Raw genomic sequence first — 26,053 nt, 5'->3', positions numbered from 1 at the left:
TCAACATCCTACGATTGATCGCATATGTGCATCAATACTTCCAAAACTTGCAATTCACAAGCCGGGAACTTCCGGCGCACCATTGGCAACTTCTAAAAAGCGCTCATGACGATTCAAACGTCCCTGGTAGAGGCGCATTCCGACGACACATTGGCGGCCCGATCTCCCGGGCTGCCGGCAACACGGAGACAGCGCATGTCACAGCGCCCCAACGACGCGGTTTCGCGTCGCCCCTCGAAAGCCGGCGCGATCCTGCGCGTAACGGCCGGCAACTTCCTCGAGCAGTTCGATTTCTTTCTGTTCGGTTTCTACGCCACTCAGATCTCACACGTGTTCTTTCCGGCGGGCAGCGAGTTCGCTTCGCTCATGATGACCTTCGCCGTCTTTGGCGCGGGCTTCCTGATGCGACCGCTCGGCGCGATTGTGCTGGGCGCTTACATCGATAACGTCGGCCGCCGCAAGGGGCTGGTCACGACACTGGCGATCATGGCGAGCGGCACCGTGCTCATCGCGTTCGTGCCGGGGTACGCCACCATTGGTCTCGCGGCGCCGGTGCTCGTGCTGATCGGACGTTTGCTGCAAGGTTTCTCGGCCGGTGCCGAGCTGGGCGGCGTGTCCGTGTATCTTGCGGAAATCGCCACGCCGGGCCGCAAGGGCTTCTACACGAGTTGGCAGTCGGCGAGCCAGCAGGTCGCCATTGTTGTGTCGGCGGCGCTCGGCTTCACGCTTTCGCTCACGCTCACCGCGCAGCAGATCGCGGCATGGGGCTGGCGTGTGCCGTTCATCGTGGGCTGCATGATCGTGCCGATGATCTTCGCGTTGCGCCGCTCGCTCCAGGAGAGCGAAGAATTCAAGCAGCGCAAGCGTCATCCGTCCTTGGGCGAAGTGTTCCGCTCGATGGCCGCCAACGCCGGCGTGGTGATCGGCGGCACGCTGCTCGTGGCCCTTACCACGACGGCGTTCTACCTGATTACCGTCTACGCGCCGACCTTCGGCAAGAGCGTGCTGCACCTGTCGAGCGCCGATGCGTTGCTCGTCACGCTGTGCGTGGGTGTGTCGAACTTCATCTGGCTGCCGATCGGTGGCATGCTGTCCGACCGCATTGGCCGCCGCCCGGTATTGCTGCTCTTCGCGGGACTGACGCTCGTATCGGCCTATCCGGTGCTCACGTTCCTGGTTCAGGCCCCGAGCTTCACGCGCATGCTGATCTCGCTGCTATGGCTGTCGTTCCTGTACGGCATGTACAACGGCGCGATGATCCCGGCGCTGACCGAAGTCATGCCGCCGGACGTGCGCGTGGCCGGCTTCTCGCTTGCGTATAGCCTCGCGACGGCGCTTTTCGGCGGCTTCACGCCTGCGCTGTCGACTTATCTGATCCACGCCACGGGCGACAAGGCCGCGCCGGGCTACTGGATGAGTATCGCCGCGCTGTGCGCGATTTGCGCGACGCTGGCGCTCTACCGCCGCCGCCCCGGCGGGCAGGGGAGTCCCCGTACTGAACTCGCCGCAGGCTAAGCCACGCGGCAGGCGCGCCCCGTTCGCGGGCGCGCCCGGCAACGCTTCCCCAAACCGGGTGCCGACGCGCATCCATCCCCAAAAGCAAAATTCAGAGAGACACTGCCATGAAAGCCATCGCCCTCCCGGCGCGCATGCGCGCGCCCCGACATCTGCTTGCCGCGCTCGGCGCCGGCATCGCCCTGACCACGCTGCTCGGTGCCACGTCGGCCAGCGCGGAAGACCTGCACGTGATGAACTCCGGCGGCTTCACGGCCGCGTACAAGTTGTTGTTGCCCAAGTTCGAGGCGTCGAGCGGCGATCATGTGGACACCGCGTGGGGGCCGTCGATGGGCAAGGCGCCCGAGGCAATCCCCAACCGTCTGGCGCGTGGCGAGTCGGCCGATGCGGTCATCATGGTCGGCTACGCCCTCGACGGTCTTATCAAGGCCGGTAAGGTGCGCGCGGATTCCCGCGTCGATCTGGCCGATTCGCGCATCGGCGTCGTCGTGAAATCGGGCGATGTGGTGCCCGATGTCAGCACGCCCGAAAAGCTCAAGGCCGCGCTGCTCGCCGCGAAATCGGTCGCGTACTCCGACAGCGCCAGCGGTGTGTACGTCGAGCGCGAACTCTTCAAGAAGCTGGGCATCGTCGACCAGATGCGGGGCAAGAGCGTGATGGTGCAGAAGACGCCCGTGGCCGAAAAGGTCGCTGCCGGCGACTATGCGCTGGGACTGCAACAGGTCAGCGAGCTGCTGCCGGTCAAGGGCGCTGCGTTCGCGGGCAAGATTCCCGAGTCGCTGCAATCGGTCACGCGTTTCGCCGGTGGCGTGCCGGTGAATGCGCCGCATCCGGACGAAGCGAAGAAACTGCTGACGTACCTGGCCGCGCCCGCGGTGGCGAAGGAAGTCGAGTCCACCGGTCTCGATCCGCTGGCACATTGATGTGCCGGTCTTCATTGAAGATATGAACTAACGTGTTGCCTGCGTCGGGGGAGATAATTTTCCCTCGGCATCCTTGGCGGGTTTGACCGACAATGACGCGTCAGACAACGGCGTTGCACAGGACGACGCCACCGCCAAGGAGACCGACATGGCCTCAGCGCCAGTTCAACCCGCTCAGCCGATACAGGCTGCCGATTCGCGTGCCGGCGCAGCCGGCCCCTCGGCCCCCCACGCCCCGCCCTTGAACCAGATCGTCGCGCTCGACGCGCTGGCGTTGTCCGACGCCATTCACACGCGCCGCGTGTCGTGTCGCGAGGTCATGCAGGCGTATCTCACGCACATTGCGCATTACAACCCGGCGGTCAACGCCATCGTCTCCTTGCACGATGCCGACGCCTTGCTTGCGCAGGCCGACGAGCGCGACCAGCAGTTGGCCAATGGCCAGTCCCTGGGGTGGATGCACGGCATGCCGCATGCCGTGAAGGATTTCGCCGCGTGCGCGGGATTTCCCACGCGCAAAGGCTCGCCATTGACGTCGGCGGCGCCCGACACGCAGGACAGCATCGGCGTTGCGCGCATCCGCGCGGCGGGCGCGATCTTCATCGGCAAGACCAACGTCTCCGAGTTCGGATTGGGCTCGCATAGCTACAACCCCGTCTTTGGCGTCACGGGCAACGCTTACGACGCGACGCGCAGCGCAGGTGGCAGCAGCGGCGGGGCGGGCAGCGCGCTTGCGCTACGCATGCTGCCGGTCGCGGATGGCAGCGACATGATGGGGTCGCTGCGCAATCCGGCTGCGTTCGGCAACGTGTATGGCTTCCGGCCGTCGCAGGGCCGGGTGCCCTATGGTCCGGCGCCTGAGTTGTTCGTCCAGCAACTGAGCACCGAGGGGCCGATGGGGCGTTCTGTCGCCGACGTCGCCAAACTGCTCGCCACGCAAGCGGGCTACGACGCGCGCAGTCCGCTTTCCCTGGCGCAGGCGCATGGCGCGGTGCCGTTCGCGAGCGCGTTGCAACGCGACGTCAAGGGATTGAAGCTGGGCTGGCTGGGCGACTATGGCGGCCATCTGCCGATGGAAGACGGTGTGATGGCCCTGTGCGAGGCATCGTTGCGCGACTTCACGGCGATGGGGTGCGAAGTGCAATCTTGTGCGCCCGACTTCGCGCCGGAGCGATTGTGGCAGACGTGGCTCACGTTGCGTCACTGGCTCGTGAGCGGCTCGCTGGGCGAGTTGTATGCCGACCCTGCGCGCCGCGACAAGCTCAAGCCGGAGGCGCAGTGGGAAGTCGAGGGCGGGCATGCGTTACGCGCGGCCGATGTATATCGCGCGTCCGTTGATCGCAGCGAGTGGTATCGCTCGCTCGCGCGGCTGTTCGAGCGTTACGACTTCCTGCTGCTGCCTTCGGCGCAGGTCTTCCCGTTCGACGCACAAATGCACTGGCCGTCGTCCGTCGCGGGCAAGCCGATGGACACCTATCATCGGTGGATGGAAGTGGTGATCGGGCCGACGCTGGCCGGACTGCCGGCGATCAGCGTGCCGGTCGGATTCGATGCGCGCGGGTTGCCGATGGGACTGCAAATCATCGGACCGGCGCAGGCCGATCTCGCGGTGTTGCAACTGGCGCATGCGCACGAGCAGCAAACGCAGTGGGTGCGTCGCCGGCTGCCGCCGATGCTTGCCGGTACCGCGAGGGGGTGATCGGCGGGCAAGGGACGGGTCCGTTCGGCTTACCTTGGGCGGGCGGCGCGTGCCTGCGCCCGTAGCGGGCGCAGCAATTCACCCAGCGCGTTGTGATCGATCTCGTGCATGAGGGCGAGCAGGCGACCGATGTCGCCCGGCGGAAAACCCTCGCGGGCGAACCAGCTCAGGTAATTGCCGGGCAGGTCGGCAATGAGCGTGCCCTTGTGTTTGCCGAACGGCATGGGCGTGGTGACGAGGCGCATCAGCGCGTCGGCATCGAAATCGAGCATAAGCGACAGGCGCGGATAGCGCGCGGGCACGAAGAGAGGCAAAGCGTTACGCTACCACATGCGTTCCACCGGGTCGGCCGGGGAGCGCGCCCAACTTTGGGGGTTCGTATGCATCAACGATTGGATGGCCTCGCGGCGTCGGGCGAGGTGCCCGGCCCGGATGGCGAAGCGCTCGATCCGTTGCGCACGTTCGTCGCGGGGCTTTCGCGACTGCTGGCGCGTCATCCGGACGAGACAACGCTGCTCGACGCCGGCGCGGGTCTGCTGGCACCACTCGTCGCATGTGACGACTGGTTGCCCGCCGCGTTCGCGGTGCCGCATCCCGAGCACTATCAGCAATACCTGTTGCATTGCGATCCGGCGCAGCGCTTTTCCATCGTGAGTTTCGTTTGGGGGCCGGGGCAGGTCACGCCAATTCACGATCACACCGTGTGGGGCCTGATCGGCATGTTGCGCGGGGCGGAGGATTCGCAGCCCTATCGGCTCGACGCGCAGGGCGTACCGGTCATGACGGGGCCGCCGGTGCGTCTGTCGCCGGGCGATGTGGAGGTGCTCTCGCCGCGGTTGGGGGACATTCACCGTGTGAGCAATGCCTACGCCGACCGGGTCTCGGTGAGCATCCACGTGTACGGGGCGAACATTGGCACCGTGCGTCGCAGCGTGTTCACCGAAGCGGGCGAGCGCAAAAGCTTCATCTCCGGATACGCCAATGCGCAATCGCCGAATCCATAAAGAAAGGCGCCGCAACGTGCCGACGGCCCTCACCACGCGTTCGGGCGCCTTCTGCCACAATAGATTTCTGGTTGCGCGAATGCGCGAGCCCACCGCGCCGATACGCGAATCGAATCGACGCTTGCCGAATTCAAGGAACCACCGTGTCCTCTTTCTCGACCGATGCGCCGTCGCAGACGGCTGCGCCGACTGCCGTTGCTGAAGACCTCGCTTTCCCCGAACTGACCTATGCCGACGTGCGTGCCGCGCTGCTCGCCCGTGAGGAAATTGCATTGCTCGACGTTCGCGAAGAAGATCCATTCGCGCAGGCGCACCCATTGTGGGCGGCGAACCTTCCGCTCTCGCGCGTGGAGATCGACGTCTGGGCACGCATACCGCGCCGCGACACGCGCATCGTCGTCTACGGCGAGCATGGCGGCGAGGATCTGGCGCCGCGCGCTGCCGGCGTGCTGCGCAAGCTCGGCTACACCGACGTCAATTGTCTCGCGGGCGGCCTCGACGGTTGGATCGCGGCCGGCGGTGAAGTCTTTCGCGACGTCAATGTGCCGAGCAAAGCCTTTGGCGAATGGGTCGAAGGGTTGCGGCATACCCCGTCGCTGTCCGCGCAGGAAGTTCAGGCACTGCTCGATGCGCACGCCGATGTGGTCGTCGTCGACGCGCGCCGGTTCGACGAATACCAGACCATGAACATTCCCGGCTCGACCAGCGTGCCCGGTGCCGAACTCGTGCTGCGCGTGCGCGAACTCGCCCCGAACCCGGCCACGCGTGTGATCGTCAATTGCGCCGGACGCACACGCAGCATCATCGGCACGCAATCGCTCGTGAACGCCGGTCTGCCGAATCCGGTGGCGGCGCTGCGCAACGGCACCATCGGCTGGACGCTCGCCGGTCAGACACTCGAGCGCGGGGCCGATCGCCGGCCCCCGGCCGTGGTGAGCGACGCTACCCTGAACGTCGCGCGCGCTGGGGCCCGTGCCATCGCCGATCGTGCGGGCGTGCGCCGAATCGCGGTGGGCGACGTGCCCGCACTGAATGCGCCTGGGCGCACCGTCTATCGCTTCGACGTGCGTACGCCGGAAGACTACGCAGCCGGGCACTTGCCCGACTTCGCCAGTGCGCCGGGAGGGCAACTGGTGCAGGAGACCGATCATCATGCGCCGGTGCGTGGCGCGTGGATCGTGCTCGCGGACGACAACGGCGTGCGTGCCGACATGACCGGTTCGTGGCTCGCCCAGATGGGCTGGACCGTCTACGTCGTCGAGCCGCATGGCGACGAGGCGCGCAGTGCCCAGGGCGGATGGCCGTTGCATACGCCGAGCGCGGCCGATGTCGAGACCGTCTCGCCGGCGGTGCTCGCGCGCTGGCTTGACGAGTCAGCGCCTGGCCAGATCGTGGTGCTCGACGTCACCTCGGGCGTCAACTACGTCAAACGCCACATTCCGGGGGCGTGGTTCGTCATTCGCGCGCGCCTGGCCGAGGCCTTGCGGGAGATCGGCCCTGCGCAGCGGTACGTGCTCACTTGCGGCTCCAGCTTGCTTGCGCGCTTTGCGGCGGCCGATTTGCGGCGTCTGACCGATGCCGAAATCGTGGTGCTCGACGGTGGCACGCAGGCGTGGATCCAGGCTGGGCTGCCGCTCGAATCGGGACCGACGCGGCTGGCGAGCCCGCGCGACGATCGCTATCGTCGTCCGTACGAGGGCACGGACAATGCTGCCGAGGCGATGCAGGCGTACCTCGATTGGGAGTATGGGCTCGTCGACCAGTTGCATCGCGATGGAACGCACCATTTCCGGGTGGTGTGAGCGAGTCAAAGGGACGCCCGGTGGTGCAGGGCGGAGGGAGCGTTGCGTTGCCGTCAATCGGGGGCAGACGTGGCATACTCCCCACCTTCTGACGCCGCCGCCTGACGCCACGATGTGAACCCAATTCACGCGCGGGCGAACCGGTGCCGACTCGCTTTCGAACCCATCATGCCATTGCAGCGCTTCATTGCCCGCCGACTGGGCGCTCTCACCGAACCGAGCACCCGCATTCCTTATGCCTGGGTGTACCACGAGCCCGACGTATTCCTGCAGCGCACGTCATCGTTGAGCGTTGCCAAAAAATACCTGCATCGTCGCTTGCGTCTTGCGTTGAGCGGGCAGTCGAGCCGAGAGGTGCGTCGGGTGTCGCCGGGTGCGCGCGTGCTGTGGATCTATGGGGGCAAGGCATCGGTCGGTGATGCGGTGATGGATATGTCGGGCCGTGCGTTGTTGCGTGGGCGCGAGGGTCCGGTCGATTTGTTGATTACGCCGGGCTTGAAGGGCGTGTTCGAGGGCGACGATATTTTCCGTCACGTGTACGACGATCCGGCGAGTGTGAAGCCGGGCGATTACGACGTCATTGTATTGCAGGAGTTCAACTATCCGACGCTGCGGCTGAAGCGGAAATATTTCCCGTCGCTGCCGTTTGCGTGTTTGTTCCGATTCTTTCACGGGCCGGACCGGAACCAGACCCAGTTCAGCCTTGCGGCGGTCAACGACGTCTTTTCGCTGGGGTTGGCGTCCGACGACTTGTTCGCGCGCGCCAAGCCTTACTTGCGGCAGGAAACGGCGCTGCCGGCGTCGGTCGTGGGGCAAGTATTGCCGGGGGCGTTCCTGGTGTTGGCGATGGGGGGTGTCGAGCCGCGCCGGACGTATGCGCATTGGCGGGAATTCCTTCAGGCGTATGACATTGCGTACCAGCCGGGGATGCCGGATGGCGTAGTGTTGCTGGGGTCGGGCAATGGTGTGGATGCGGCAAACGCGTTAATGGAGGCGAAATTTGTCCATCTGAAGCTGACATCTTTCGTGGGTCGGTTGACGTTGCGCGAAGCGAAGCGGGTGATTGCGAATGCGGCGTTATTCGTGGGTGCCGATGGTGGGTTGATGCATGTGGCGCACACGACGTTGACGCCGAGCGTCACGTTGTTTGCGAAGGCGGAGCCGCCGTATCTCAGGCTCACACCGGGATGTCAGTCGACGCCGTTGCAGACCGATTCGGATGTGAGTGCGGTGGATGCAGCCGAGTTGGCGGAAACGGTGGTGTCGACGCTGGCGAGTATGCCGACGAGGTGAGGGATGGGGGGGGGTGTTACGGGAAGAGACGGATCGGGGCCCCTTTCTGCAGCGAGTTGGGTTTATGTCTGAGAGGCGGAAAGGGGCCCCGGTCCGTCGTTGAAGCACTGAAGGGGTACGAAGCAGAGGTACGAAGCAGAGGTACGAAGCAGGGGGCCGCATCAGCGACCACAATCGGCGTCATGCAACACCGAGCAGGCGCCCGATCAAAGCGCCGCGCTATAAATGGCAAATGCATCGGCCTGGGTCACTTCGCGCGGGTTATTCACGAGAAGTCGGGTTTGCAGCATCGCGTCGCTGGCCAGACGGGCGATGTCGGTTTGTTTCACGCCGACTTCGCGCAGCGTGCGGGGGATGGCGGTGTCGACGATCAGCGATTCGATGTGTCGGATGAGGGCATCGGTCTTGGCTTCGTCGCTGCCTGAGGCCTTGGCGGGCAGAATCACATCGGCCAGTTCCGCGTAGTGCTGGCTGGCGGCGGGGGCATTGAAGCGCATGACGTGAGAGAGCACGAGCGCGTTCGAGAGGCCATGTGCAACGTGAAAGATGCCGCCGATCGGATAGGCCAGGGCGTGAACGGCGGCGACCGGCGAATTGGCGAACGCTTGTCCGGCGAACATCGCGCCAACCAGCATGGCTTCGCGAGCGGCGCGATCGTTGCCGTCGTGACAGGCGCTCAGCAGATTGCGCGAGAGTAACGCCAACGCTTTCACGGCGAGCGTGTCCGAGATCGGATTCTTCAAATGGGCGGACGTATAAGCTTCGATCGCGTGCACCATCGCGTCGATGCCTGTGGCGGCCGTGGCCGCGCGGGGTAGACCGAGCGTGAGTTCCGCGTCCAGAATCGCCAGATCCGCAAAAAGCTGCGGCGAGACAACCCCCATCTTCGTCGTCTCGCCTGTCGTCACGATCGACACGGCCGTCACTTCCGAGCCCGTACCGGCCGTCGTCGGCATCTGCACCAGCGGCAGGCGCGTGCCTGTCACCTTCTTGATGCCATACATCTCCTTGAGCGATTGCGCGCCAGGCAGCAGCACCGCAAGCAGCTTCGCCACATCCATCGACGAGCCGCCGCCCAACCCCAGCACGATCTCCGCGTCGGCAGCGCGAGCGCGTTGGGCCGCTTCCAGCACCACATGCTCCGGCGGGTCGGCGATCACATCGTCGATCACCGACACCTGCCAGCCATGCCTGGCGAGATCCGCCAGTGCCGGGGACAGCAAGCCGCTCTTGTGTAGAAAGCCGTCCGTCACCACACACAAACGCGTGCCCGTCGGATATTGCTCGCGCAGCAATGCCCCCAGACGACGCGCTGCGCCAAATTCCACAACGACGGTCGGAACCGTCTGGAAACGAAAAGCGTTCATGGCCGATATCCTCGTGAGACCTTCACTACCGCGTGCGCGACAAGCCTGCCGCGATCTATCCGGTCGATGCGGTTGACGTCGGCGGGCGCCGCGCCGCGCGCCACCGAACGATGCGAGCCTGAGCGTGAGCCTGATCCTGAACCTGATCTGTTACCCAGCCATCACAATTGCAGGCACAGGTACTTCATTTCGAGGTATTCCTCGATGCCATAACGCGACCCCTCGCGACCCACCCCCGATTGCTTGATGCCGCCGAACGGCGCCACCTCATTCGAGATCAGGCCGGTGTTCAGCCCCACCATGCCGTACTCGAGCGCCTCTGCCGTGCGCCATGCCCGTGCGATGTCGCGCGTGTACAAATAAGCCGCGAGCCCGAACTCCGTATCGTTCGCAAAGGCGACGGCGTCCGCGTCGTGCGTGAAACGGAACAGCGGCGCGACCGGACCGAAAATTTCCTCACGCGCCACGCGCATTTGCGAAGTGGCCTCCGCAATCACCGTCGGAGTGTAATAAGTGCCGCCCAGCGCGTGCGCGGTGCCGCCCACCAGCACGCGAGCGCCGCGCGACTTCGCGTCGTCCACCAGCGCCACGACCTTCTCGACCGCCTTGCCCTCGATCAGCGGGCCGACCACCACGCCGTCTTCCAGACCGTTGCCCACCTTCATGCCCGCCACGCGCTTGGCGAATTTTTCGGCGAAGGCGTCGTAAATGCCGTCCTGAATATAGAAGCGATTCGCACATACACAAGTCTGCCCGCCATTGCGGTACTTCGCCGCGATCGCGCCGTCAACGGCGGCGTCGAGGTCGGCATCGTCGAACACGATGAACGGCGCATTGCCCCCCAGCTCCAGCGACATGCGCTTGACCGTCGGCGCACACTGCGCCATCAGCAGTCGGCCCACCGCCGTGGACCCCGTGAACGACAACTTGCGCACCCCCGGATGCGACGTCAACACCCCCCCCACCGCGCGTGCGTCGCCCGTTACCACCTGGAACACACCGCCCGGAATGCCGGCGCGGTGCGCCAGCTCGGCCAGGGCAAAAGCGGAGAGCGGCGTCAGTTCCGACGGCTTCACCACAATCGCGCAGCCCGCGGCCAACGCCGGGGCCACCTTCCGCGTAATCATCGCTGCCGGGAAATTCCACGGCGTGATCGCCGCGCACACGCCGACCGGTTGCTTGAGCGTGACCAGACGCTTGTCCGAGGCGGGCGTGGCGAGCACGTCGCCATCCACACGCTTGGCTTCTTCCGCAAACCACTCGATGAAACTCGCCGCATAGGCGATCTCGCCACGCGCCTCCGCCAGCGGCTTGCCCTGCTCGCGCGTCATCAGATACGCCAGGTCGTCCGTGTTGGCGACCATCAGATCGAACCAGCGGCGCAAGACCGCAGCACGTTCCTTGCCAGTGCGCGCGGCCCACGGCTTTTGCGCAGCTTCCGCGGCCGCGACGGCCCGCGTCGTCTCCGCCGCGCCGAGTTCCGGCACCTTGGCCAGGACTTCACCGGTGGCCGGGTCCAGTACGTCGAGCGTCTTGCCGCTGTCGGACGCAATCCATTGGCCATCGACCCAGGCGAGTGTCTTGAAGAGGGAGGTGTCTTTAAGTTGCATGGCAGTTGGCCGGGCTCGCCGGCAGTTCCGGTTGGGGAAACGACGCACGGCAGTCTCTCGAATTGCCGCTTGCCGTTCCATCTATTGAACGATATTCTATGTATTGAACCTCATTCTACGTAGCGAACGTTTTCCGTGCAACTCAGGGTTTTCCGAAGGCGGCATTCCCATCACTTGCCCGTACCCTACGGGCGGCGTAGCCCGCCCCGATCCATTTCGACCCTTCTGAAGCCGATTTCCGATTCATGCCCAAGCGCAAACTTGATATCTCCGCCAACGAAGCCCGCGACGGCGAACCGCTCAAGACCACCGCGCCCGCTGTGGTGCGCGCCGTACGCATCCTCGATGTGATTGCGGCGGCGGCCGAGCCGATCGCGCTGGCCGATCTGGCGAGGGAGACGGGCGTGCCCAAGAGCACACTGCACGGCCTGTGCGACACGCTGGTCAAGTTGCGGCTCGTGAAGCGCCACGCCAATGGCGGCATGACGATGGGCTCGTACGTGATGGGATGGGCGAATGCGTTCCTGTCGCAGACCCACGTCACCGAAGAATTCCGCGCGGTCTGGGAGGCGTCGTCCGCCTTCGAGCAGGAGACCGTCACGCTGTCTGTGCTCGATGGCACCGACGTGATCTATCTCGCCTGTCACAACGGCAATCGGCCGCTCGGCGTGACCTTCCGCATCGGCATGCGGTTGCCCGCGCCCTACACGGCGACCGGCAAGGCCATGCTCTCGACGCTGCCGGCGGATGAGGCCGCCGATCTGCTCGCCGGTGCCTGGCCCGCGCCGCTCACGCGTGCCAGTGTGGCGACGTATGCGGCGTTGGCCGAAGAGATGGCGCAGGCGCGTCGCGATGGCTACTCGATCGACAACGGGCAGATGCGCGAAGGCATGATCTGCTTCGGTGCACCGGTATTCGATGCGAGCGGTGAGCGCGCCGTCGCGGGGCTCGCCGTCAGTTTCGTCACGAACGACATCGACCTGGCAACGGGCCGGCGCCTCGGGCGCCAGATTCGCGAACTGGCCGATCAGTTGTCGGTACGGCTTGGAGCATCGGCGCGACGCTGAGACATTGCGCCGGTATGGTGCTAACCGTCCTGCGTCCTGCCGCGTTACTGTCGGACCGGTTGGGAACCCCGTTGGCGATCGATTCCGGAGTGATCCTGGATTGATTTCGAAGTAATTTGAGACCAACGTCCGACGTCACCGGACAAAGAGGCTCGTTTTTCCTTCGGACTTATCCCAAATTCGGCGGCAAAAAAGGCGCGAGTTTGCGCAGGGATCTCGTTGATTTGTGGCGTGGCGAGCCCGTCCAGAGCGCAGGGTTACCGGATCGCCTCGATCCGGAAGGGAGCACGGCCCGACCTGCCGTCAGCGGCGTGCCATCTTCCTGTCAGGTACGTGATGACTGGCCGACAGCGTGGCGTCGCCGTTCGATTGTTATCGTTGGCGGAACAGTCATGTTCGATTCTGCCGGCTATTCCCCTAGGGTTTTCACTGGCATCATTTGGCCTTGACCGATGTCCAGACAAGCCAGCGGAAGCGCGGGGAAGCGCGATCCGGGCGGTGCCATGGGGCGGACATCCATTCGGGAAGCACTACGCCATGTCCAATATCGCAATCGTCTATTACTCGCAAGGCGGCGCGACCGCCATGATTGCGCATTCCGTCGCCCAAGGGGTCAACGACGCCGGTGCGCATGCGCAATTGCTCAGCATCGAGCCGCATCAATTCATCGACGGGCAGTGGCACGACGAGGCCATGCTCATGCGCCTGGCTTCGGCGGACGCCATTATTTTCGGCGCCCCGGCCTTCAAGGGCGGCATCGCCGCGCCGTTCAAGGCGTTTGTCGATGCGACGACCGGCATGTGGCGCCTGCTCGGCTGGCGCAACAAAGTCGCTGGCGGGTTTTCGTTCAGCTATCGTCCCGGCGACGACAAGCGCGACACGCTGGACTACTTCGCGGCGCTCGCCGCGCAGCAGGGCATGTTGTGGGCCGATGCCGACGACGCCGAGATTGCGCCGCGCGCGAGCGCATCCCTGCAACCGCTCGCCAGTTTTCCGGCCGTCACGGCACCCGGTGGGGATGTCGATGCCGCCTACGCGCTCGACCCGGTGGACGTGATCGCCGGCAAGCAATACGGTCGTCATGTCGCGGCGCTCGTCGCGCGTCTGGCCGGCGAGGTGCTCGAGTCACCGGCCGTGCTGGCACGTCGCGCACGCGAAGCGGCCGAGCGCCGGCTGTGATCGGAATCGGCAGCGTCTGAGCGCTGTCGATGCGTGTCAGACGGCCGCTCGAATTCAGTTGCTCGGCGCGCCTTGCGCCGGTTCGGCGTGGATTTGCAACACGGCGTCGCGTTTGGCGAGCAAATGCTTGCGCAGGATGTCGCCGAGGCGTTTGCCGTCGTGCTTTTCCAGCGCGTCGATCATCTGCTCGTGCTCGGCAATGGCGCGATCCCATTTGTCCGCGTGGAAGTTCGAGCGAAAACGCAGCGCCATCAACCGGCGGTTGATCGCGACATAGGTCTGGCGCAACGCCCCGTTGCGCGCGGCTTCATTGATGCGATCGTGAATCGCCTGATTGCGTGCGTAATAGCCCGGCAAATCCTGCTGCGCGCGGCACGCGAGCATCGCATAGTGCAGCGCCTTGATTTCGGCCAGCTCGACCGGCGTCATCCGTTCGGCGGCCAACTCGCCTGAAAACGCTTCGAGCGCGCTCATCAGCTCGAACATCTCCCGGATTTCTTTCTCCGTCATGCGGGCAACACTTGCCCCGCGATTCGGCGCAATCTCGATCAGTCCCTCGGCGGCCAGCACTTTGAAGGCCTCGCGCAGCGGCGTGCGCGAGATGCCTAGCGTCTCGCACAACTCCCGTTCATTGAGTTTCACGCCCGGCGATAGCACGCCCTCGATGATGAGCTTGCGCAGGTGCTCGACGACCGTGTCGTGCAAGCGCAGGCGCTCCACTCGGGGAATGTCTGGGGCGGCAATCGTCGATGTGTTTTCCATGCTTTGCATTCAAAATCCGTAAATCTCTATGGTCGTGATTGTAACGTATGGCGCGACGCGCTCGTGTCTCTAGGGTAAACGACTGTATTAAAACGGCTTCCTGCCTCTTGCGAAAGTAGCGTGCTCTGCTAAAGTATTTTGCATGCAAAATTCAAAAGAGAATTTTCAAGAGGAGAAAGACGTTCATGCTGAAGCTTGATTTTCATCCCTCGGGCCGCCATTTTCTGCAAATTCCAGGCCCCAGCCCGGTGCCCGATCGCATTCTGCGCGCCATGAGTTACCCGACGATCGATCATCGCGGCCCGGAATTCGGCGCGCTCGGCCGCAAGGTGCTCGCCGACATCAAGAAGATTTTCAAGACCGAGCAGCCCGTGGTGATCTACCCGGCATCGGGCACCGGTGCGTGGGAGGCGGCGCTGTCGAACACGCTCTCGCCGGGGGATTCTGTGCTGATGTTCGAGACGGGGCATTTCTCCACGTTGTGGAAGAAGATGGCCGAGAGTCTCGGCTTGAAGCCCGAGTTCATCGGCCTGCCGGGGACCGACGGCTGGCGCCGCGGGGTGCAGCCCGACATGATCGAAGCGCGTCTGCGCGCCGACACCGGGCACGCGCTCAAGGCCGTGTGCGTGGTGCATAACGAAACCTCGACGGGCGTCACGTCCGACATCGCGGCCGTGCGCCGTGCCATCGACGCGGCCGGACATCCCGCGCTGTTGCTCGTCGACACGATTTCGGGCCTGGGCTCGGCCGATTACCGTCATGACGAATGGGGCGTGGACGTCACCGTCTCGGGCTCGCAAAAGGGACTGATGCTGCCGCCGGGCATCAGCTTCAACGCGGTCTCGACCAAGGCGCTCGACGCCGGTCGCCACGCAAAACTGCCGCGCGCGTTCTGGGGCTGGCAAGACATCATCGAAGCGAACAAGAACGGCTACTGGCCGTATACGCCGAATACGAACCTGCTGTATGGCCTGTCCGAAGCGCTCGACATGATCTTCGAGGAAGGGCTGGACAACGTGTTCGCGCGCCACCAACGCCTGGCCGAAGCCACGCGCCGCGCGGTGCGCGCGTGGGGGCTGGAGATTCAGTGTCAGGACCCGTCGGTCTACAGCCCGGTGCTCACCGGCGTGGTCATGCCGCAAGGCGTGGACGCCGACGACGTGCGCAAGCGCATCTACGAACGTTTCGACATGTCGCTGGGGCAGGCGCTGGGCAAGATTCGGGGCACGATGTTCCGCATCGGGCATCTGGGCGACTGCAACGACCTCACGCTGATGGCAACGCTTTCGGGGTGCGAAATGGGGCTGCGGATGTCCGGCGTGAAACTCGCCGGGTCAGGCGTGGTTGCCGCAATGGACTACCTGGCGCAAGCGCGGGACACGCCGTCGCTCAAGGTGGCCGCCTGAGGCGTCGTCGTCGCAGGGACTGGGCGATGGGGGGCCGCCACCGTCTGGGGCGCCCCTGCAGTGAACGCTTGATCTGTCATTCAGACGGCACGGGGCCACACCGTAGAAGGGCCCCGGCCGCCGCAACACCTTTTGCGCCGCCGGCATGTTGCCGGCGCGCTTCACAGGCTGTTTCAGGAGACATGCAATGAAGCTTTTCAGAGCGACCCGGGTCGTGCTGGTGATGCTATGCGTCATGTATTTCATCACCTATCTCGATCGCGTCAACGTCAGCACGGCCGCGGCCGGCTTCGGCAAGGAATTCAATCTCAACAAGACGGAAATCGGTCTCGTCTTCTCGGCATTTGCCTACCCCTACCTGGTCTTTCAAATCATTGGTGGCTGGGTGAGCGATCGCTTCGGAGCGAAGCGTACGCTGCTCGTGTGCGGTGCGTTGTGGGCGGTCGCGACGATCCTCACCGGCATGGCGGGTGGTCTCGTCACGCTGTTACTCGCGCGCCTGCTGCTCGGCCTTGGCGAGGGCGCCACGTTCCCGGCCGCCACGTCGGCCATGTCGCGCTGGGTCGCCAAGGAGAAGCGCGGCTTTGCGCAGGGCATCACGCACGCGGCCTCGCGCATCGGTAACGCCGTGGCGCCCGCCGTCGTCGTGTTCATCATGGCCACGCATGGCTGGCGTGAATCGTTCTATCTGTGCGGGATCGTGAGCCTGGTCTGGGTCGCGGTGTGGGGGCTCACGTTTACCGAGCGCCCGCAGGATCATCCGCGCATCACGACCGAAGAACTCGCCCTGTTGCCGCCGGTGAAAGCCAAGCGCGCGTCGTTGCCGTGGGGACCGCTCTTCAAGCGCATGATGCCGGTCACCATCGTGTACTTCTGCTACGGCTGGACGCTTTGGCTCTTCCTGTCGTGGATTCCCCAATACTTCCTGCACAGCTACGACCTCAATCTGAAGAAGTCGGCGCTGTTCGCCTCGAGCGTGTTCTTCGCCGGTGTGCTCGGCGATACGTTGGGCGGTATCGTGACCGACAAACTGTACGAGCGCACCGGCAGCCTGAAGCGCGCACGTAGCTGGATGGTGTCGATCTGCATGCTGCTCACGCTGCTCTCGCTCGTGCCGATGCTGTTCACGCACCAACTGTATGTGTCGGTGGCATGCCTGGCGTTCGGCTTTTTCTTCGCCGAGATGACGATCGGGCCGATGTGGTCGATTCCGATGGATATCGCGCCGGAACACTCGGGCACGGCCAGCGGCATGATGAACACCGGGTCGGCACTGGCGGCGATTCTCTCTCCGGTGATCTCGGGGTATCTCATCGATCGCACGGGCAACTGGGAATTGCCGTTCGTCGGCAGCATGATGCTCATGGCCCTCGGTGTCGTGCTGGCCTTCCGCATGCAGCCCGAGAGCAAATTTTCCCTCGACGGCGATGCCGCCGCAGCGAGCAACACCCGTCAGGCCGTCTGACTTGCGCATAACCCCTGCCGGACCGGCGTCACGCCTGCCCGGCAGGATCGTCTCGCCCCGATTTGCCCTGGGTCCGTCTCGTCCAACACCCGCAACGTCATGAATTCCCAATCGAACTCTCGCGCGAACGCGCATCCGAATCTCGTCGGCCAGCCCGTGCCTCTGATGCCAATGCAGCGCGGCGGCGTTGCGCTCACGCCGTTGCAGGACCGTCTGCGTCGCGAGCTGCGCGGCGATGTGTGCTTCGATCGCGCGAGCCGTGGCCGCTACGCGACCGACGCGTCGATCTATCAAATTTTTCCGATCGGCGTGGTGGTGCCGCGCGATCAGGACGATCTGATCCTCGCCCTCGATATCGCGCGCGACCTGCGCGTACCGGTGCTCGCACGCGGCGCGGGCACGAGCCAGTGCGGCCAGACCATCGGCGAGGCGCTTGTCATCGACAACAGCAAGTGGCTGGGCCGCGTGGTAGCGTTCGACGCCGTGGCGCGCACGGTCACCGTCGAGCCGGGCATCGTGCTCGATCACCTGAACGCGTGGCTCAAGCCGCACGGCCTGTGGTTCCCGGTGGACGTGTCGACGGCCGCGCAATGCACCGTCGGCGGTATGACGGGCAACAACTCGTGCGGCTCGCGCTCCCTCGAGTACGGCAACATGGTGCACAACGTGCTGAGCATCGATGCCGTGCTGGCCGACGGCGCGCAACTGCATTTCGGCGCGCTCCATTCGCCGCCCACCGACGCCCGCACGCAGGCGATTCTCGCGAGCGTGCACGCCATTGCCATGCGCGAGCGCGAGGAATTGCGCGAGCGTGTGCCGCGCGTGCTGCGGCGTGTCGCGGGCTACAACCTCGATCTGTTCGACTGCCTCAACCCGCGCGCCTATACGGACGACGGCGTCGCCAACCTGTCGCATCTGCTGGTCGGCTCGGAAGGCACGCTGGCGTACAGCCGCCAGATCACGCTCAAGCTCGTGCCGCTGCCGGTGCACAAGACGCTGGGCGTGGTGAACTTCCCCACGTTCTATCAGGCGATGGATCTCACACAGCACATCGTCAAGCTGGGGCCGGTGGCGGTGGAACTGGTCGACCGCACGATGATCGACCTGGCGATGGACAACCCCGCGTTCCGTCCCGTGATCGAGACGGCGCTCGTCGGCGATCCGCAAGCGATTCTGCTGGTGGAATTCGCGGGAGACGACGCCGGCGCGCTTCGCGCCAGGCTCGACGATCTCGCCACGCTCATGGCGGATCTCGGGTTGCCGGGCGTCGTGGTGAAGATGCCCGACGCGGGGCCGCAGAAAGCGCTCTGGGAAGTGCGCAAAGCGGGCCTGAACATCATGATGAGCATGAAGGGCGATGGCAAGCCGGTGTCGTTCATCGAAGATTGCGCGGTGCCGCTGGAACACCTTGCCGAATACACGCGGCGTCTGACCGAAGTGTTCCATCGTAACGGCACCGAGGGCACATGGTATGCGCATGCGAGCGTGGGCACGCTGCACGTGCGGCCGATCCTGGACATGCGTCGCGACGGCGCCGTGAAGATGCGTGCTATCGCCGAGGAGGCGGCGGCGCTCGTGCGCGAATACAAGGGCGCCTATTCAGGCGAGCACGGCGACGGGCTGTGCCGCGGCGAGTGGGTGGCGTGGCAATATGGTCCGCGGCTGAACGCGGCGTTCGGCGAAATCAAGCAACTGTTCGATCCGGACAATCGCTTCAACCCGGACAAGATGGTTCGTCCACCGAAGATGGACGCGCGCGAGTTGTTTCGCTTCGCACCCGGCTACGCCGCCCAACCGATCGCGCCCGCGCTCGACTGGACGGCGTGGAACGTACAGCGCAACGCGCTGACCGGCGAGCAGACGGCGCCCGACACCGGCACCGATGCCACACACGGACTCGCGTCGGCCGTCGAGATGTGCAACAACAACGGGCACTGTCGCAAGTTCGACGCGGGCACGATGTGTCCGAGCTACCGCGTCACGCGCGATGAACAGCACGTCACGCGCGGACGTGCGAATACATTGCGTCTGGCCGTGTCGGGGCAATTGGGCGAGGCGGGGCTCGCCAGCGACGACGTCAAGGCGGCGCTCGATCTGTGCGTGTCGTGCAAGGGCTGCAAGCGCGATTGCCCGACAGGCATCGACATGGCGCGCTTCAAGATCGAGGCGCGTCACGCGCGGGCCAAGCGTCACGGCGTGTCGCTGCGCGACAAGTTGATCGCCTATCTTCCGCGCTACGCCCCATGGGCCAGCCGCGTGGGCGGTCTGCTTGATGCGGCGCAGCGGCTGCCGGGCAGCAACGTGGCGAAGCGCTGGCTCGGCCTGGCGCCGGAGCGCTCGCTGCCGGCGCTGAAGGCTTCGTTCCTGGACCATCAGGTGCCACTGGCGGACCCGAGCGCGGGAGATTCGGCGGGGCTGCGCCAGGTGCTGCTGTTCGTCGACACGTTCAACAATTACATGGAGCCGGAGAACGCGCGCGCCGCGAAGCGCGTGCTCGAAGCCGCCGGGTATACCGTTCACGTGAATCGGCGGGCGGGCGAGCGGCCGTTGTGCTGCGGTCGCACGTTCCTCGCGGCGGGGCTCGTGGATGAGGCGAAGGCGGAGGCGCGGCGCCTGCTCGACGCGCTGATGCCGTTCGTCGAGCGCGGCGTGCCGATCGTGGGCCTGGAGCCGTCGTGCCTGCTGTCGCTGCGCGACGAGGTGCTGAGCTACGGTTTTGGCGATGCGGCCCGCAAGTTGGCCGACAACGCGTTTCTCTTTGAGGAATTTCTGGTTCGTGAGAAGACGGCGGGGCGCTTCGACGTCGCCTGGCGCGCGCTGCCCGACGGTGTGGGCGAAGCCCTGGTGCACGGGCACTGCCATCAGAAGGCGTTCGACGCGTTCTCGCCCGTCACGGCGGTGCTTGGATGGGTGCCGGGGCTGAAGGTATCATCGATCGAATCGTCATGCTGCGGCATGGCGGGCAGTTTCGGATACGAGGCCGAGCACTATGACACGTCGCGAGCGATGTCCGAATTGACGCTATTGCCGGCGGTCAGACAGCGCGGCGAGAATGCCATTGTGGTTGCCGACGGCACCAGTTGCCGGCATCAGATCCACGATGGCGCGCAGACGCAAGCGCTTCATGTGGCATGTGTGCTGGACCGCGCGCTGCCCGCGTGAATGCCGTTTTTTTGCAAATGCCTTTCAAAGGATTGTGATGCCCGATTCGGACAATACGGCTTCGGCCTCTTCGGACTCTTCGGACTCTTCGAGCGCCTCCTCCGGGCGTCTTGCGGTGCCGCCGGTCGCCCGTGTGGGAGATTCGCTTGCCCAGGTGGCCACGCCGTCCTTGCTGCTCGATCTCGACGCCTTCGACGCGAACGTCGCGCGCATGGCGAGCGCGGCGGCCGCGCGCGGGGTAGCGGTGCGTCCGCATGCCAAGGCGCACAAGTGCGCCACGATTGCCCGGGCGCAGATGGCGGCGGGCGCGGTGGGCATCTGCTGTCAGAAGCTCACCGAGGCGATTCCGTTCGTCAACGCGGGCATCGGCAGCATCCACATCAGCAACGAGTTCGTTGGCGAAGCCCGTGTGGCGCTGGCCGTGGCGATGGCCGCGCGCGTGACGCTGTCCGTGTGCGTGGACGACGTGCGTCAGGTGGCGCCGCTCGGCAAGGCGGCACAGCGCGCCGGTGTGCGCATCGCGGTGTTGCCCGAGGTCGATGTGGGGCAGGGGCGTTGCGGTGTCGATTCGACGCAGGCCGTGGGCAAGCTGATCGACGCGATCGATCATTACGAAGGGCTGCGCTTCGGCGGGTTGCAGGCGTATCACGGCAGTGCGCAGCATGTCGATGGCTGGCTCGCGCGACGCGACACGGCACGGCTTGCCGCCGATCGTGCGGCGGACTATGTGCGCTTTCTGGAGGCGCGCGGCATCATCTGTCCTGTGGTGACCGGCGGCGGGACCGGCACGGCCGAGTTCGACATCGAGAGCGGCGTTTATACGGAGGTTCAGCCTGGCTCGTATGTGTTTATCGACGGTCATTATGGCTCGCTGGAATGGCGCGGCGACTGGCGCTTTCGTCATGGGCTCTTTCTCGCGTCGACGGTCATGAGCACGGCGCGCGCGGGCATCATCGTTTGCGACGCGGGACTCAAGAGTGTGGCGACCGATTCCGGGTTGCCTCGCTTCTGGTCGTCGCAACAGGCGGGCCAGCCGCAATATCGCACGGCGTCGGACGAGCATGGCGTGCTCGAACTGGCGTCGCCCGACGAGGACGGCGCTCCCTGGCTCGGCGAGCCGATCCTGCTTGTGCCGGGACATTGCGATCCGACGGTCAATCTCTACGACCGATACGTCGCGGTGCGACACGGACGAGTCGAAGGGCTATGGCCTATCGAGGCGCGCGGACTCAGTCAGTGAGCGCGAGCGCGGCATGGCCGATCGGGATGGACGCCGATACGTCGCGTCCGCGCCAAATATTTTGGGGTGGGGGCTTCCCAACCTTCGAAAACCGCGCTATAGTCTCACTTCTTCGCCGTACGGGGGTATAGCTCAGCTGGGAGAGCGCTTGCATGGCATGCAAGAGGTCAGCGGTTCGATCCCGCTTACCTCCACCAAAACGGAAGACTTTATGTCCCCTTCGTCTAGAGGCCTAGGACATCACCCTTTCACGGTGAGTACAGGGGTTCGAATCCCCTAGGGGACGCCAGATTTACCGGCGTGACTCTCGGAGCTTTCCGAAAGCACGACGCTCAATCGGTTGTCGACAAACGCGCTTGGCTTCATCGCCAAGCGCGTTTTGTTTTTCTGCGGTGGATTGCGCGTGCATCCACGGCATGCGATGCGGCAATCGCAGACGCGAACGCACGCAATGGCCGTCGCGCTTAACGCACCGGCGAACTCGCCCGCTTCCCCACCACCGTTTTCCACGGGCGCACGCGCCACGACTTCACCAGTCCATGGGCTACGTAGGGATCGGCGTTCGCAAACGCTTCCGCCGCAGCCGGCGAGTCGCCTTCGAAGAGTAGGGCGGCCGTGTCGACGGGGGATTCCAGGGCGCCGGCCAGGAGCAGTTCGCCGCGTTCGGCCGCTTGCCATGCGAGCGCCAGATGCGCGTCGCGGTACTGACCTCGCCGTTCGAGATAATCGTCGACGAGGTCGTAGGTGAGCAGGTAATGCATGGTCATGCCTCCGTTGAGTTCGCTGCCGTACCGCGTTCATTATCCGCAAAACGCCGACGGCAGGGCAGAGGGCTACGCGTGACGCACCGCTACCCCGTAAGTGCTCACTATGCGTTGGTCCTGCTCCCTCGCGGAAAACGCTTCCCACATCAAGCCGTTGCAATCGGTGCTGCTCGAGTATTCCGGGGCGGCGTCGTCCTCGAAGCCGACGTGTCGCAGTTCTCCGGCGCGTGACGGCGATTGATTGATCGAGAAGTTCAGCAGATCGGTGCGCCACATGGCGTACGCACCCGACACGACAGCCGTTGGCGGCTGACCGAGACGGACCGAATAGTCCTGGATGGACTCGTCGAGATCGCGCACGGCGAGTGCGATGTGGAAGCGCTTCATAGGGTCTCCTGACGGTGAGCATAGCGATGCATCGACGCGGGGCAGTGTGAGTGCCCGCTCGCGTGGCAAGCGGAGCGTCGATGAAGCCCATCATAGAGCGCGTTGGAAGGCCCAGCCAGACGAGCCGCTATCCCGGTATTCAACGTAATGGGGTATGTCGCCGCTCCCGATAGAGCGCCCGACGACAACGCCGGGCGTTACGTGAGCGGGCGCTTACTGGGGCCGCTGGAAATCGTTCTCGATCCACGCGCGGGCGCTGTGGCGCGAGAGCTTGAACGTAGGCGGCACCTTGACCGACGCGACGGTTTCGCCGAAACGGTCGACAGCGCTCAGCACAGCGTGGGGGTCGTAGTCGTCGGGCACGATGTCGAGCGTGACGTCGATGTCGCCGTCGGGGCCGTCGACGCTCACGCGCTTGTGCAACTGGGCGCGCAACTGCTGTTCGTGACGGCGCAGCACTTCGTCGGCCGTTTTCACCAGCGTGTGGAAAGCGCCAACATCGAGCGGCTTCGGATTCTTCTTGTCACGCCCCATGGTCCAGGGACCGACGAGCGCCGGCTCGGATTCGCCGTCCTTGTACATGGCGACCGCCCAGCCGTCGTCGTCCTCGTTCTTGACGACCTTGGCCGTCCATCCGTCGTCGCGCCAAAGGCGGGCGTCGTGGATGGCATCGCCGCTATCGGCGGAGTTCTCGGTCGGAAGAAGGTTGGCGGGGGTGGCAGTCACTGGCGAAGATCGGTGCGTGGGGATGGGCGGATGATGGTGCGAGGCGCGTCGAAGCGCACGGCTGAAGGATGCGATTTTACCGCGTCCGGCCAAAGCGCGGACGCATTCGCTGCGCTGCGTAGGCAAACGCGTGATGCCAGCGTCAACCGCTCACTCGTTGGCGATCGCCAGCGCCACGAGCAGCAGCACTGGCAGCACCACGCACCAGAACCCCGTGCCGTGATACGCGAAGCCGCCGAAAACGGCCCCGACAGCGAACGCCGCCAAGGCGGGAATCATCTTGCGCAGACGCGCTCGCACGGCGTTGTCGTCGCTGCAATGACCGCTCGCCAACTCGACGATATCGATCACGATTTGCGTAGTGTTGCCGGTCATGATCGTGGTGGGGGCCAGATCGGCGAGCACCAGGCGCCCGACGGCATTCTGGATCGCGAGGGCAGCCACGCCGAACATGCCCGACAGAATCGCCAGCGGCGCATCGGCCGAGATGATGGGTTGTGCCGCCATGCCAACGATCATGAAGCCGAGCAGCAGCAACGTTTGCACCACGAGCAGCCGCCGCAGCGGCCGTCGTTCCGTTCGCGAGAAGCGCTGCACCACGAGTTTCACCAGCGCGACGACGATGACGAACACGGGCAGTGCCAACAGTTTGGCCAGCACGCCGACATGGGTGCTCGCGACCAACTGCACGCCGATCATCACGAAGTTGCCGGTCACGTGCGCGGTGAACAGTCCGAACAACGCGATGAAGCCTACGACGTCGATATAGCCCGCCACGAAGGCGAGTGTCATGCCGATGGCCGTGGGTTTGGCAAAGTGGCTCACCCACGTGCGCGCAACGGTGGCGGCCTCGGTCGGCGTGGGGATGTGGCGGGGGGCACCCATGGCAGCTCCTCTGTCGACTTGCATGGCAGGTTTTGCGCATCCGGTTCGGCATGCGAGGCAAGCGCAGGCAGGCACGGTGTGCGAGTGAAGCATATCACCGCCGTATGCGGGACGATCGCGCGGTGACACCGCGCAGCGTCGATCCCGCAGGCGATCGCGTCACCGTTTCCGTGAGGCGTCGGCGTGCCCGGCGAGAATGTTTCGGGGCTGATAGCATGTCTTATCGCACGTTTCGAGTGCGCTCACCGTCATGCCAAACTTCGAGGAGCCTTCCGATGTCGATCTCTCTTTATCGCGCCACCGTCCCGGTCTATCTGCGTGGCCTGACCGTCATGGCCGACTACCTGCAGAAGGCGCGCGCGCATTGCGAAGCGAACGCGCTCGACCCGGCGACGATTCTCAAGGCGAAGCTCGCCCCCGATATGCTCGACTTCGTGGCGCAAGTGCAGCGCGTGAGCGACACGGCCAAGTTCGCGGTCGCGCGAATCACGGGCGTGGAGTCGCCGAAGTTCGACGACAACGAGACGACGTTCGACCAACTGCGCGATCGCGTCGCGAACACCGAGGCGTTTATCGCCGGTATTCTCGAAGATCGATTCGATGGGGCCGAGTCGCGACAGATCACCCTGAAGTTCAAGGACCATCAGACGACGATGGACGCGGTCGACTATCTGTTGAAGTTCGCATTGCCGAACTTCTATTTTCATGTCACGACCACGCACGACATTCTGCGCGCGCAAGGCGTGGCGGTCGGCAAGGCGGATTATCTCGGCCCGTACGAGACGCAGAAAATCTGACCGGCGCGTGCCGATTGGCAGCGCCGGCGGGAAACGCGCCGATGCGGGCTGACTAAAGCCGCCGCGTCAGCGCGTGGAGCCGGCACGATGCAAGCGCCTCTCGTGCATCAGGGAAGGGACGACGGCAGAGACGGCAGACGCGGTTCCATCATGGCGAGCACCGTGCGCGCGGCTTCGTCCGACGAGGCCGGATTCTGGCCCGTGACCAGCCGGCCGTCGCCGACCACATGCGATTGCCAGTTGTCGGCCTTCTCATACAACCCGCCCAGCCGTTTGAGTTCGTCTTCAACCAGGAACGGCACCACGTCGGTGAGACCGACGGCGGCCTCCTCCTCGTTGGTGAAGCCTGTGACGTGGCGCCCCCGTACGAGCGGCTCACCGTTCGCGCTGCGCACCTGACGCAGCACCCCCGGCGCATGGCAGACGAAGCCGATGGGCTTGCCGGCGCGCTCGAAAGCTTCGATCAGACGGATGGAGTTCGGGTCTTGCGCGAGATCCCATAGCGGGCCGTGGCCGCCGGGGTAAAAGACGGCGTCGTAGTCGGTGACCTTGACGTCGGCGAGCCGGAGGGTGTTCGCCAGCGCCTGCTGCGCGACCGAGTCTTCACGGAAGCGTCGCGTGGCATCGGTCTGGGCATCGGGCTCGTCGCTTTTCGGATCGAGCGGCGGCTGGCCGCCTGCGGGGGACGCCAGCGTGACCGCCAGTCCCTCGTCGATGAACACGTAGTACGGTGAGGCGAATTCTTCGAGCCAGAAACCGGTCTTCTTGCCCGTGTCGCCGAGGCGGTCGTGCGAGGTCAGCACCATCAGGATGTTCATGAATCGTCTCCTTGTCGAGTCGGCCATTCGGGCAATTCTACCCGTCATCGGGCACGCTCGCCCGCGACGGGCTCGCGCGCGTCTCTTGTGAGCAAAATTCGCAGAAAGCGGTGATCGAATTCGATTTGCGGAGCATCGGACGTCCGCTATGCTTGTGCGGATGCCGGCACCGCCCGCCGCCA

Annotated in this window: 22 protein-coding genes and 2 tRNA genes; 15 read left to right on the top strand and 9 right to left on the bottom strand. The window is 64.9% G+C overall.

Annotated features, from left to right (window positions below):
- Window positions 1-195 precede the first annotated feature (195 nt).
- The 3 genes from BGP02_RS06395 (at window position 196) to BGP02_RS06385 (ending at window position 4,137) form a co-directional block, all read left to right on the top strand.
- Window positions 196-1,515, top strand: coding sequence for an MFS transporter (locus BGP02_RS06395; protein ID WP_017235222.1), 1,320 nt, complete (start codon window positions 196-198; stop codon window positions 1,513-1,515).
- 134 nt (window positions 1,516-1,649) lie between these two features.
- On the top strand, window positions 1,650-2,438 hold the full coding sequence (locus tag BGP02_RS06390) for a substrate-binding domain-containing protein (protein ID WP_026132209.1): 789 nt from the start codon (window positions 1,650-1,652) through the stop codon (window positions 2,436-2,438).
- A 148-nt stretch (window positions 2,439-2,586) separates the two neighbouring features.
- Window positions 2,587-4,137 carry an amidase gene (locus BGP02_RS06385; protein WP_286798225.1) on the top strand — a complete coding sequence of 517 codons (1,551 nt, stop codon included), beginning with the start codon at window positions 2,587-2,589 and terminating at the stop codon, window positions 4,135-4,137.
- Window positions 4,138-4,166: 29 nt separating this feature from the next.
- Here BGP02_RS06385 and BGP02_RS06380 read toward each other — a convergent pair whose 3' ends face one another.
- A complete protein-coding gene (locus BGP02_RS06380; RefSeq protein WP_150553051.1) occupies window positions 4,167-4,409 on the bottom strand; it encodes a DUF3820 family protein in 243 nt (80 codons plus the stop codon).
- A 108-nt stretch (window positions 4,410-4,517) separates the two neighbouring features.
- Between BGP02_RS06380 and BGP02_RS06375 the strand changes: the two genes are divergently transcribed.
- The 3 genes from BGP02_RS06375 to BGP02_RS06365 all read left to right on the top strand — a co-directional run bounded on the left by BGP02_RS06375 (window position 4,518) and on the right by BGP02_RS06365 (window position 8,236).
- A complete protein-coding gene (locus BGP02_RS06375) occupies window positions 4,518-5,141 on the top strand; it encodes a cysteine dioxygenase family protein (protein ID WP_286798224.1) in 624 nt (207 codons plus the stop codon).
- 221 nt (window positions 5,142-5,362) lie between these two features.
- Window positions 5,363-6,943 (top strand): rhodanese-related sulfurtransferase, encoded by a 1,581-nt coding sequence (locus BGP02_RS06370; protein WP_286798268.1) that lies wholly within the window; start codon window positions 5,363-5,365, stop codon window positions 6,941-6,943.
- A 168-nt stretch (window positions 6,944-7,111) separates the two neighbouring features.
- Window positions 7,112-8,236, top strand: a complete 1,125-nt coding sequence (locus tag BGP02_RS06365) for a glycosyltransferase family 9 protein (RefSeq protein ID WP_286798223.1) — start codon at window positions 7,112-7,114, stop codon at window positions 8,234-8,236.
- A 206-nt stretch (window positions 8,237-8,442) separates the two neighbouring features.
- On the opposite strand, the gene BGP02_RS06360 is transcribed toward BGP02_RS06365, so the two are convergent.
- A complete protein-coding gene (locus BGP02_RS06360; RefSeq protein WP_017235228.1) occupies window positions 8,443-9,603 on the bottom strand; it encodes an iron-containing alcohol dehydrogenase in 1,161 nt (386 codons plus the stop codon).
- A gap of 161 nt (window positions 9,604-9,764) precedes the next feature.
- Window positions 9,765-11,213 carry an NAD-dependent succinate-semialdehyde dehydrogenase gene (locus BGP02_RS06355; RefSeq protein ID WP_017235229.1) on the bottom strand — a complete coding sequence of 483 codons (1,449 nt, stop codon included), beginning with the start codon at window positions 11,211-11,213 and terminating at the stop codon, window positions 9,765-9,767.
- Between the two features lie 245 nt (window positions 11,214-11,458).
- Between BGP02_RS06355 and BGP02_RS06350 the strand changes: the two genes are divergently transcribed.
- On the top strand, window positions 11,459-12,280 hold the full coding sequence (locus BGP02_RS06350) for an IclR family transcriptional regulator (protein WP_286798222.1): 822 nt from the start codon (window positions 11,459-11,461) through the stop codon (window positions 12,278-12,280).
- Window positions 12,281-12,817: 537 nt separating this feature from the next.
- Window positions 12,818-13,459 (top strand): flavodoxin family protein, encoded by a 642-nt coding sequence (locus tag BGP02_RS06345; protein WP_286798221.1) that lies wholly within the window; start codon window positions 12,818-12,820, stop codon window positions 13,457-13,459.
- Between the two features lie 54 nt (window positions 13,460-13,513).
- Here BGP02_RS06345 and BGP02_RS06340 read toward each other — a convergent pair whose 3' ends face one another.
- On the bottom strand, window positions 13,514-14,230 hold the full coding sequence (locus tag BGP02_RS06340) for a GntR family transcriptional regulator (protein WP_017235232.1): 717 nt from the start codon (window positions 14,228-14,230) through the stop codon (window positions 13,514-13,516).
- Between the two features lie 176 nt (window positions 14,231-14,406).
- On the opposite strand from BGP02_RS06340, the gene BGP02_RS06335 reads away from it, so the two are divergent.
- The 6 genes from BGP02_RS06335 to BGP02_RS06310 all read left to right on the top strand — a co-directional run bounded on the left by BGP02_RS06335 (window position 14,407) and on the right by BGP02_RS06310 (window position 21,783).
- Complete coding sequence (locus tag BGP02_RS06335) at window positions 14,407-15,627, top strand: pyridoxal-phosphate-dependent aminotransferase family protein (RefSeq protein WP_150563431.1); 1,221 nt, start codon at window positions 14,407-14,409, stop codon at window positions 15,625-15,627.
- Between the two features lie 187 nt (window positions 15,628-15,814).
- Window positions 15,815-17,092: an MFS transporter gene (locus BGP02_RS06330; RefSeq protein ID WP_017235234.1), complete on the top strand. Its 1,278-nt coding sequence runs from the start codon at window positions 15,815-15,817 to the stop codon at window positions 17,090-17,092.
- Window positions 17,093-17,257: 165 nt separating this feature from the next.
- On the top strand, window positions 17,258-20,254 hold the full coding sequence (locus BGP02_RS06325; protein ID WP_286798267.1) for an FAD-binding and (Fe-S)-binding domain-containing protein: 2,997 nt from the start codon (window positions 17,258-17,260) through the stop codon (window positions 20,252-20,254).
- A 154-nt stretch (window positions 20,255-20,408) separates the two neighbouring features.
- Complete coding sequence (locus tag BGP02_RS06320; RefSeq protein ID WP_502688467.1) at window positions 20,409-21,494, top strand: DSD1 family PLP-dependent enzyme; 1,086 nt, start codon at window positions 20,409-20,411, stop codon at window positions 21,492-21,494.
- A 121-nt stretch (window positions 21,495-21,615) separates the two neighbouring features.
- A tRNA-Ala gene (locus tag BGP02_RS06315) sits at window positions 21,616-21,691 on the top strand.
- 16 nt (window positions 21,692-21,707) lie between these two features.
- Window positions 21,708-21,783 (top strand) — tRNA-Glu (locus BGP02_RS06310).
- A 175-nt stretch (window positions 21,784-21,958) separates the two neighbouring features.
- Here the strand turns inward: BGP02_RS06310 and BGP02_RS06305 are convergent.
- From BGP02_RS06305 to BGP02_RS06290, 4 genes are all read right to left on the bottom strand, one after another.
- Window positions 21,959-22,255: a YciI-like protein gene (locus BGP02_RS06305; RefSeq protein ID WP_026132214.1), complete on the bottom strand. Its 297-nt coding sequence runs from the start codon at window positions 22,253-22,255 to the stop codon at window positions 21,959-21,961.
- A gap of 72 nt (window positions 22,256-22,327) precedes the next feature.
- A complete protein-coding gene (locus BGP02_RS06300) occupies window positions 22,328-22,645 on the bottom strand; it encodes a VOC family protein (protein WP_017235239.1) in 318 nt (105 codons plus the stop codon).
- 213 nt (window positions 22,646-22,858) lie between these two features.
- Window positions 22,859-23,371 carry a hypothetical protein gene (locus BGP02_RS06295; protein WP_017235240.1) on the bottom strand — a complete coding sequence of 171 codons (513 nt, stop codon included), beginning with the start codon at window positions 23,369-23,371 and terminating at the stop codon, window positions 22,859-22,861.
- Between the two features lie 150 nt (window positions 23,372-23,521).
- Window positions 23,522-24,256 carry a YoaK family protein gene (locus tag BGP02_RS06290; RefSeq protein ID WP_017235241.1) on the bottom strand — a complete coding sequence of 245 codons (735 nt, stop codon included), beginning with the start codon at window positions 24,254-24,256 and terminating at the stop codon, window positions 23,522-23,524.
- Window positions 24,257-24,531: 275 nt separating this feature from the next.
- Between BGP02_RS06290 and BGP02_RS06285 the strand changes: the two genes are divergently transcribed.
- A complete protein-coding gene (locus tag BGP02_RS06285; RefSeq protein ID WP_017235242.1) occupies window positions 24,532-25,053 on the top strand; it encodes a DUF1993 domain-containing protein in 522 nt (173 codons plus the stop codon).
- Window positions 25,054-25,160: 107 nt separating this feature from the next.
- Here BGP02_RS06285 and BGP02_RS06280 read toward each other — a convergent pair whose 3' ends face one another.
- Complete coding sequence (locus BGP02_RS06280; protein WP_017235243.1) at window positions 25,161-25,871, bottom strand: type 1 glutamine amidotransferase domain-containing protein; 711 nt, start codon at window positions 25,869-25,871, stop codon at window positions 25,161-25,163.
- Between the last annotated feature and the right edge of the window lie 182 nt (window positions 25,872-26,053).

Source organism: Pandoraea sp. 64-18 (assembly GCF_001899225.1).
GTDB classification, from domain to species: domain Bacteria; phylum Pseudomonadota; class Gammaproteobacteria; order Burkholderiales; family Burkholderiaceae; genus Pandoraea; species Pandoraea cepalis.
Note: the sequence above shows the minus strand (reverse complement) of the source record. Positions and strands in the feature narration are given on the sequence as shown.

Coding starts and splice junctions, on each gene's coding strand:
- BGP02_RS06395 (WP_017235222.1), top strand. CDS start 196: ATGTCACAGCGCCCCAACGACGCGGTTTCGCGTCGCCCCTCGAAAGCC.
- BGP02_RS06390 (WP_026132209.1), top strand. CDS start 1,650: ATGCGCGCGCCCCGACATCTGCTTGCCGCGCTCGGCGCCGGCATCGCC.
- BGP02_RS06385 (WP_286798225.1), top strand. CDS start 2,587: ATGGCCTCAGCGCCAGTTCAACCCGCTCAGCCGATACAGGCTGCCGAT.
- BGP02_RS06380 (WP_150553051.1), bottom strand. CDS start 4,409: ATGCTCGATTTCGATGCCGACGCGCTGATGCGCCTCGTCACCACGCCC.
- BGP02_RS06375 (WP_286798224.1), top strand. CDS start 4,518: ATGCATCAACGATTGGATGGCCTCGCGGCGTCGGGCGAGGTGCCCGGC.
- BGP02_RS06365 (WP_286798223.1), top strand. CDS start 7,112: ATGCCATTGCAGCGCTTCATTGCCCGCCGACTGGGCGCTCTCACCGAA.
- BGP02_RS06360 (WP_017235228.1), bottom strand. CDS start 9,603: ATGAACGCTTTTCGTTTCCAGACGGTTCCGACCGTCGTTGTGGAATTT.
- BGP02_RS06355 (WP_017235229.1), bottom strand. CDS start 11,213: ATGCAACTTAAAGACACCTCCCTCTTCAAGACACTCGCCTGGGTCGAT.
- BGP02_RS06350 (WP_286798222.1), top strand. CDS start 11,459: ATGCCCAAGCGCAAACTTGATATCTCCGCCAACGAAGCCCGCGACGGC.
- BGP02_RS06345 (WP_286798221.1), top strand. CDS start 12,818: ATGTCCAATATCGCAATCGTCTATTACTCGCAAGGCGGCGCGACCGCC.
- BGP02_RS06340 (WP_017235232.1), bottom strand. CDS start 14,230: ATGCAAAGCATGGAAAACACATCGACGATTGCCGCCCCAGACATTCCC.
- BGP02_RS06335 (WP_150563431.1), top strand. CDS start 14,407: ATGCTGAAGCTTGATTTTCATCCCTCGGGCCGCCATTTTCTGCAAATT.
- BGP02_RS06330 (WP_017235234.1), top strand. CDS start 15,815: ATGAAGCTTTTCAGAGCGACCCGGGTCGTGCTGGTGATGCTATGCGTC.
- BGP02_RS06325 (WP_286798267.1), top strand. CDS start 17,258: ATGCCAATGCAGCGCGGCGGCGTTGCGCTCACGCCGTTGCAGGACCGT.
- BGP02_RS06305 (WP_026132214.1), bottom strand. CDS start 22,255: ATGCATTACCTGCTCACCTACGACCTCGTCGACGATTATCTCGAACGG.
- BGP02_RS06300 (WP_017235239.1), bottom strand. CDS start 22,645: ATGAAGCGCTTCCACATCGCACTCGCCGTGCGCGATCTCGACGAGTCC.
- BGP02_RS06290 (WP_017235241.1), bottom strand. CDS start 24,256: ATGGGTGCCCCCCGCCACATCCCCACGCCGACCGAGGCCGCCACCGTT.
- BGP02_RS06285 (WP_017235242.1), top strand. CDS start 24,532: ATGTCGATCTCTCTTTATCGCGCCACCGTCCCGGTCTATCTGCGTGGC.
- BGP02_RS06280 (WP_017235243.1), bottom strand. CDS start 25,871: ATGAACATCCTGATGGTGCTGACCTCGCACGACCGCCTCGGCGACACG.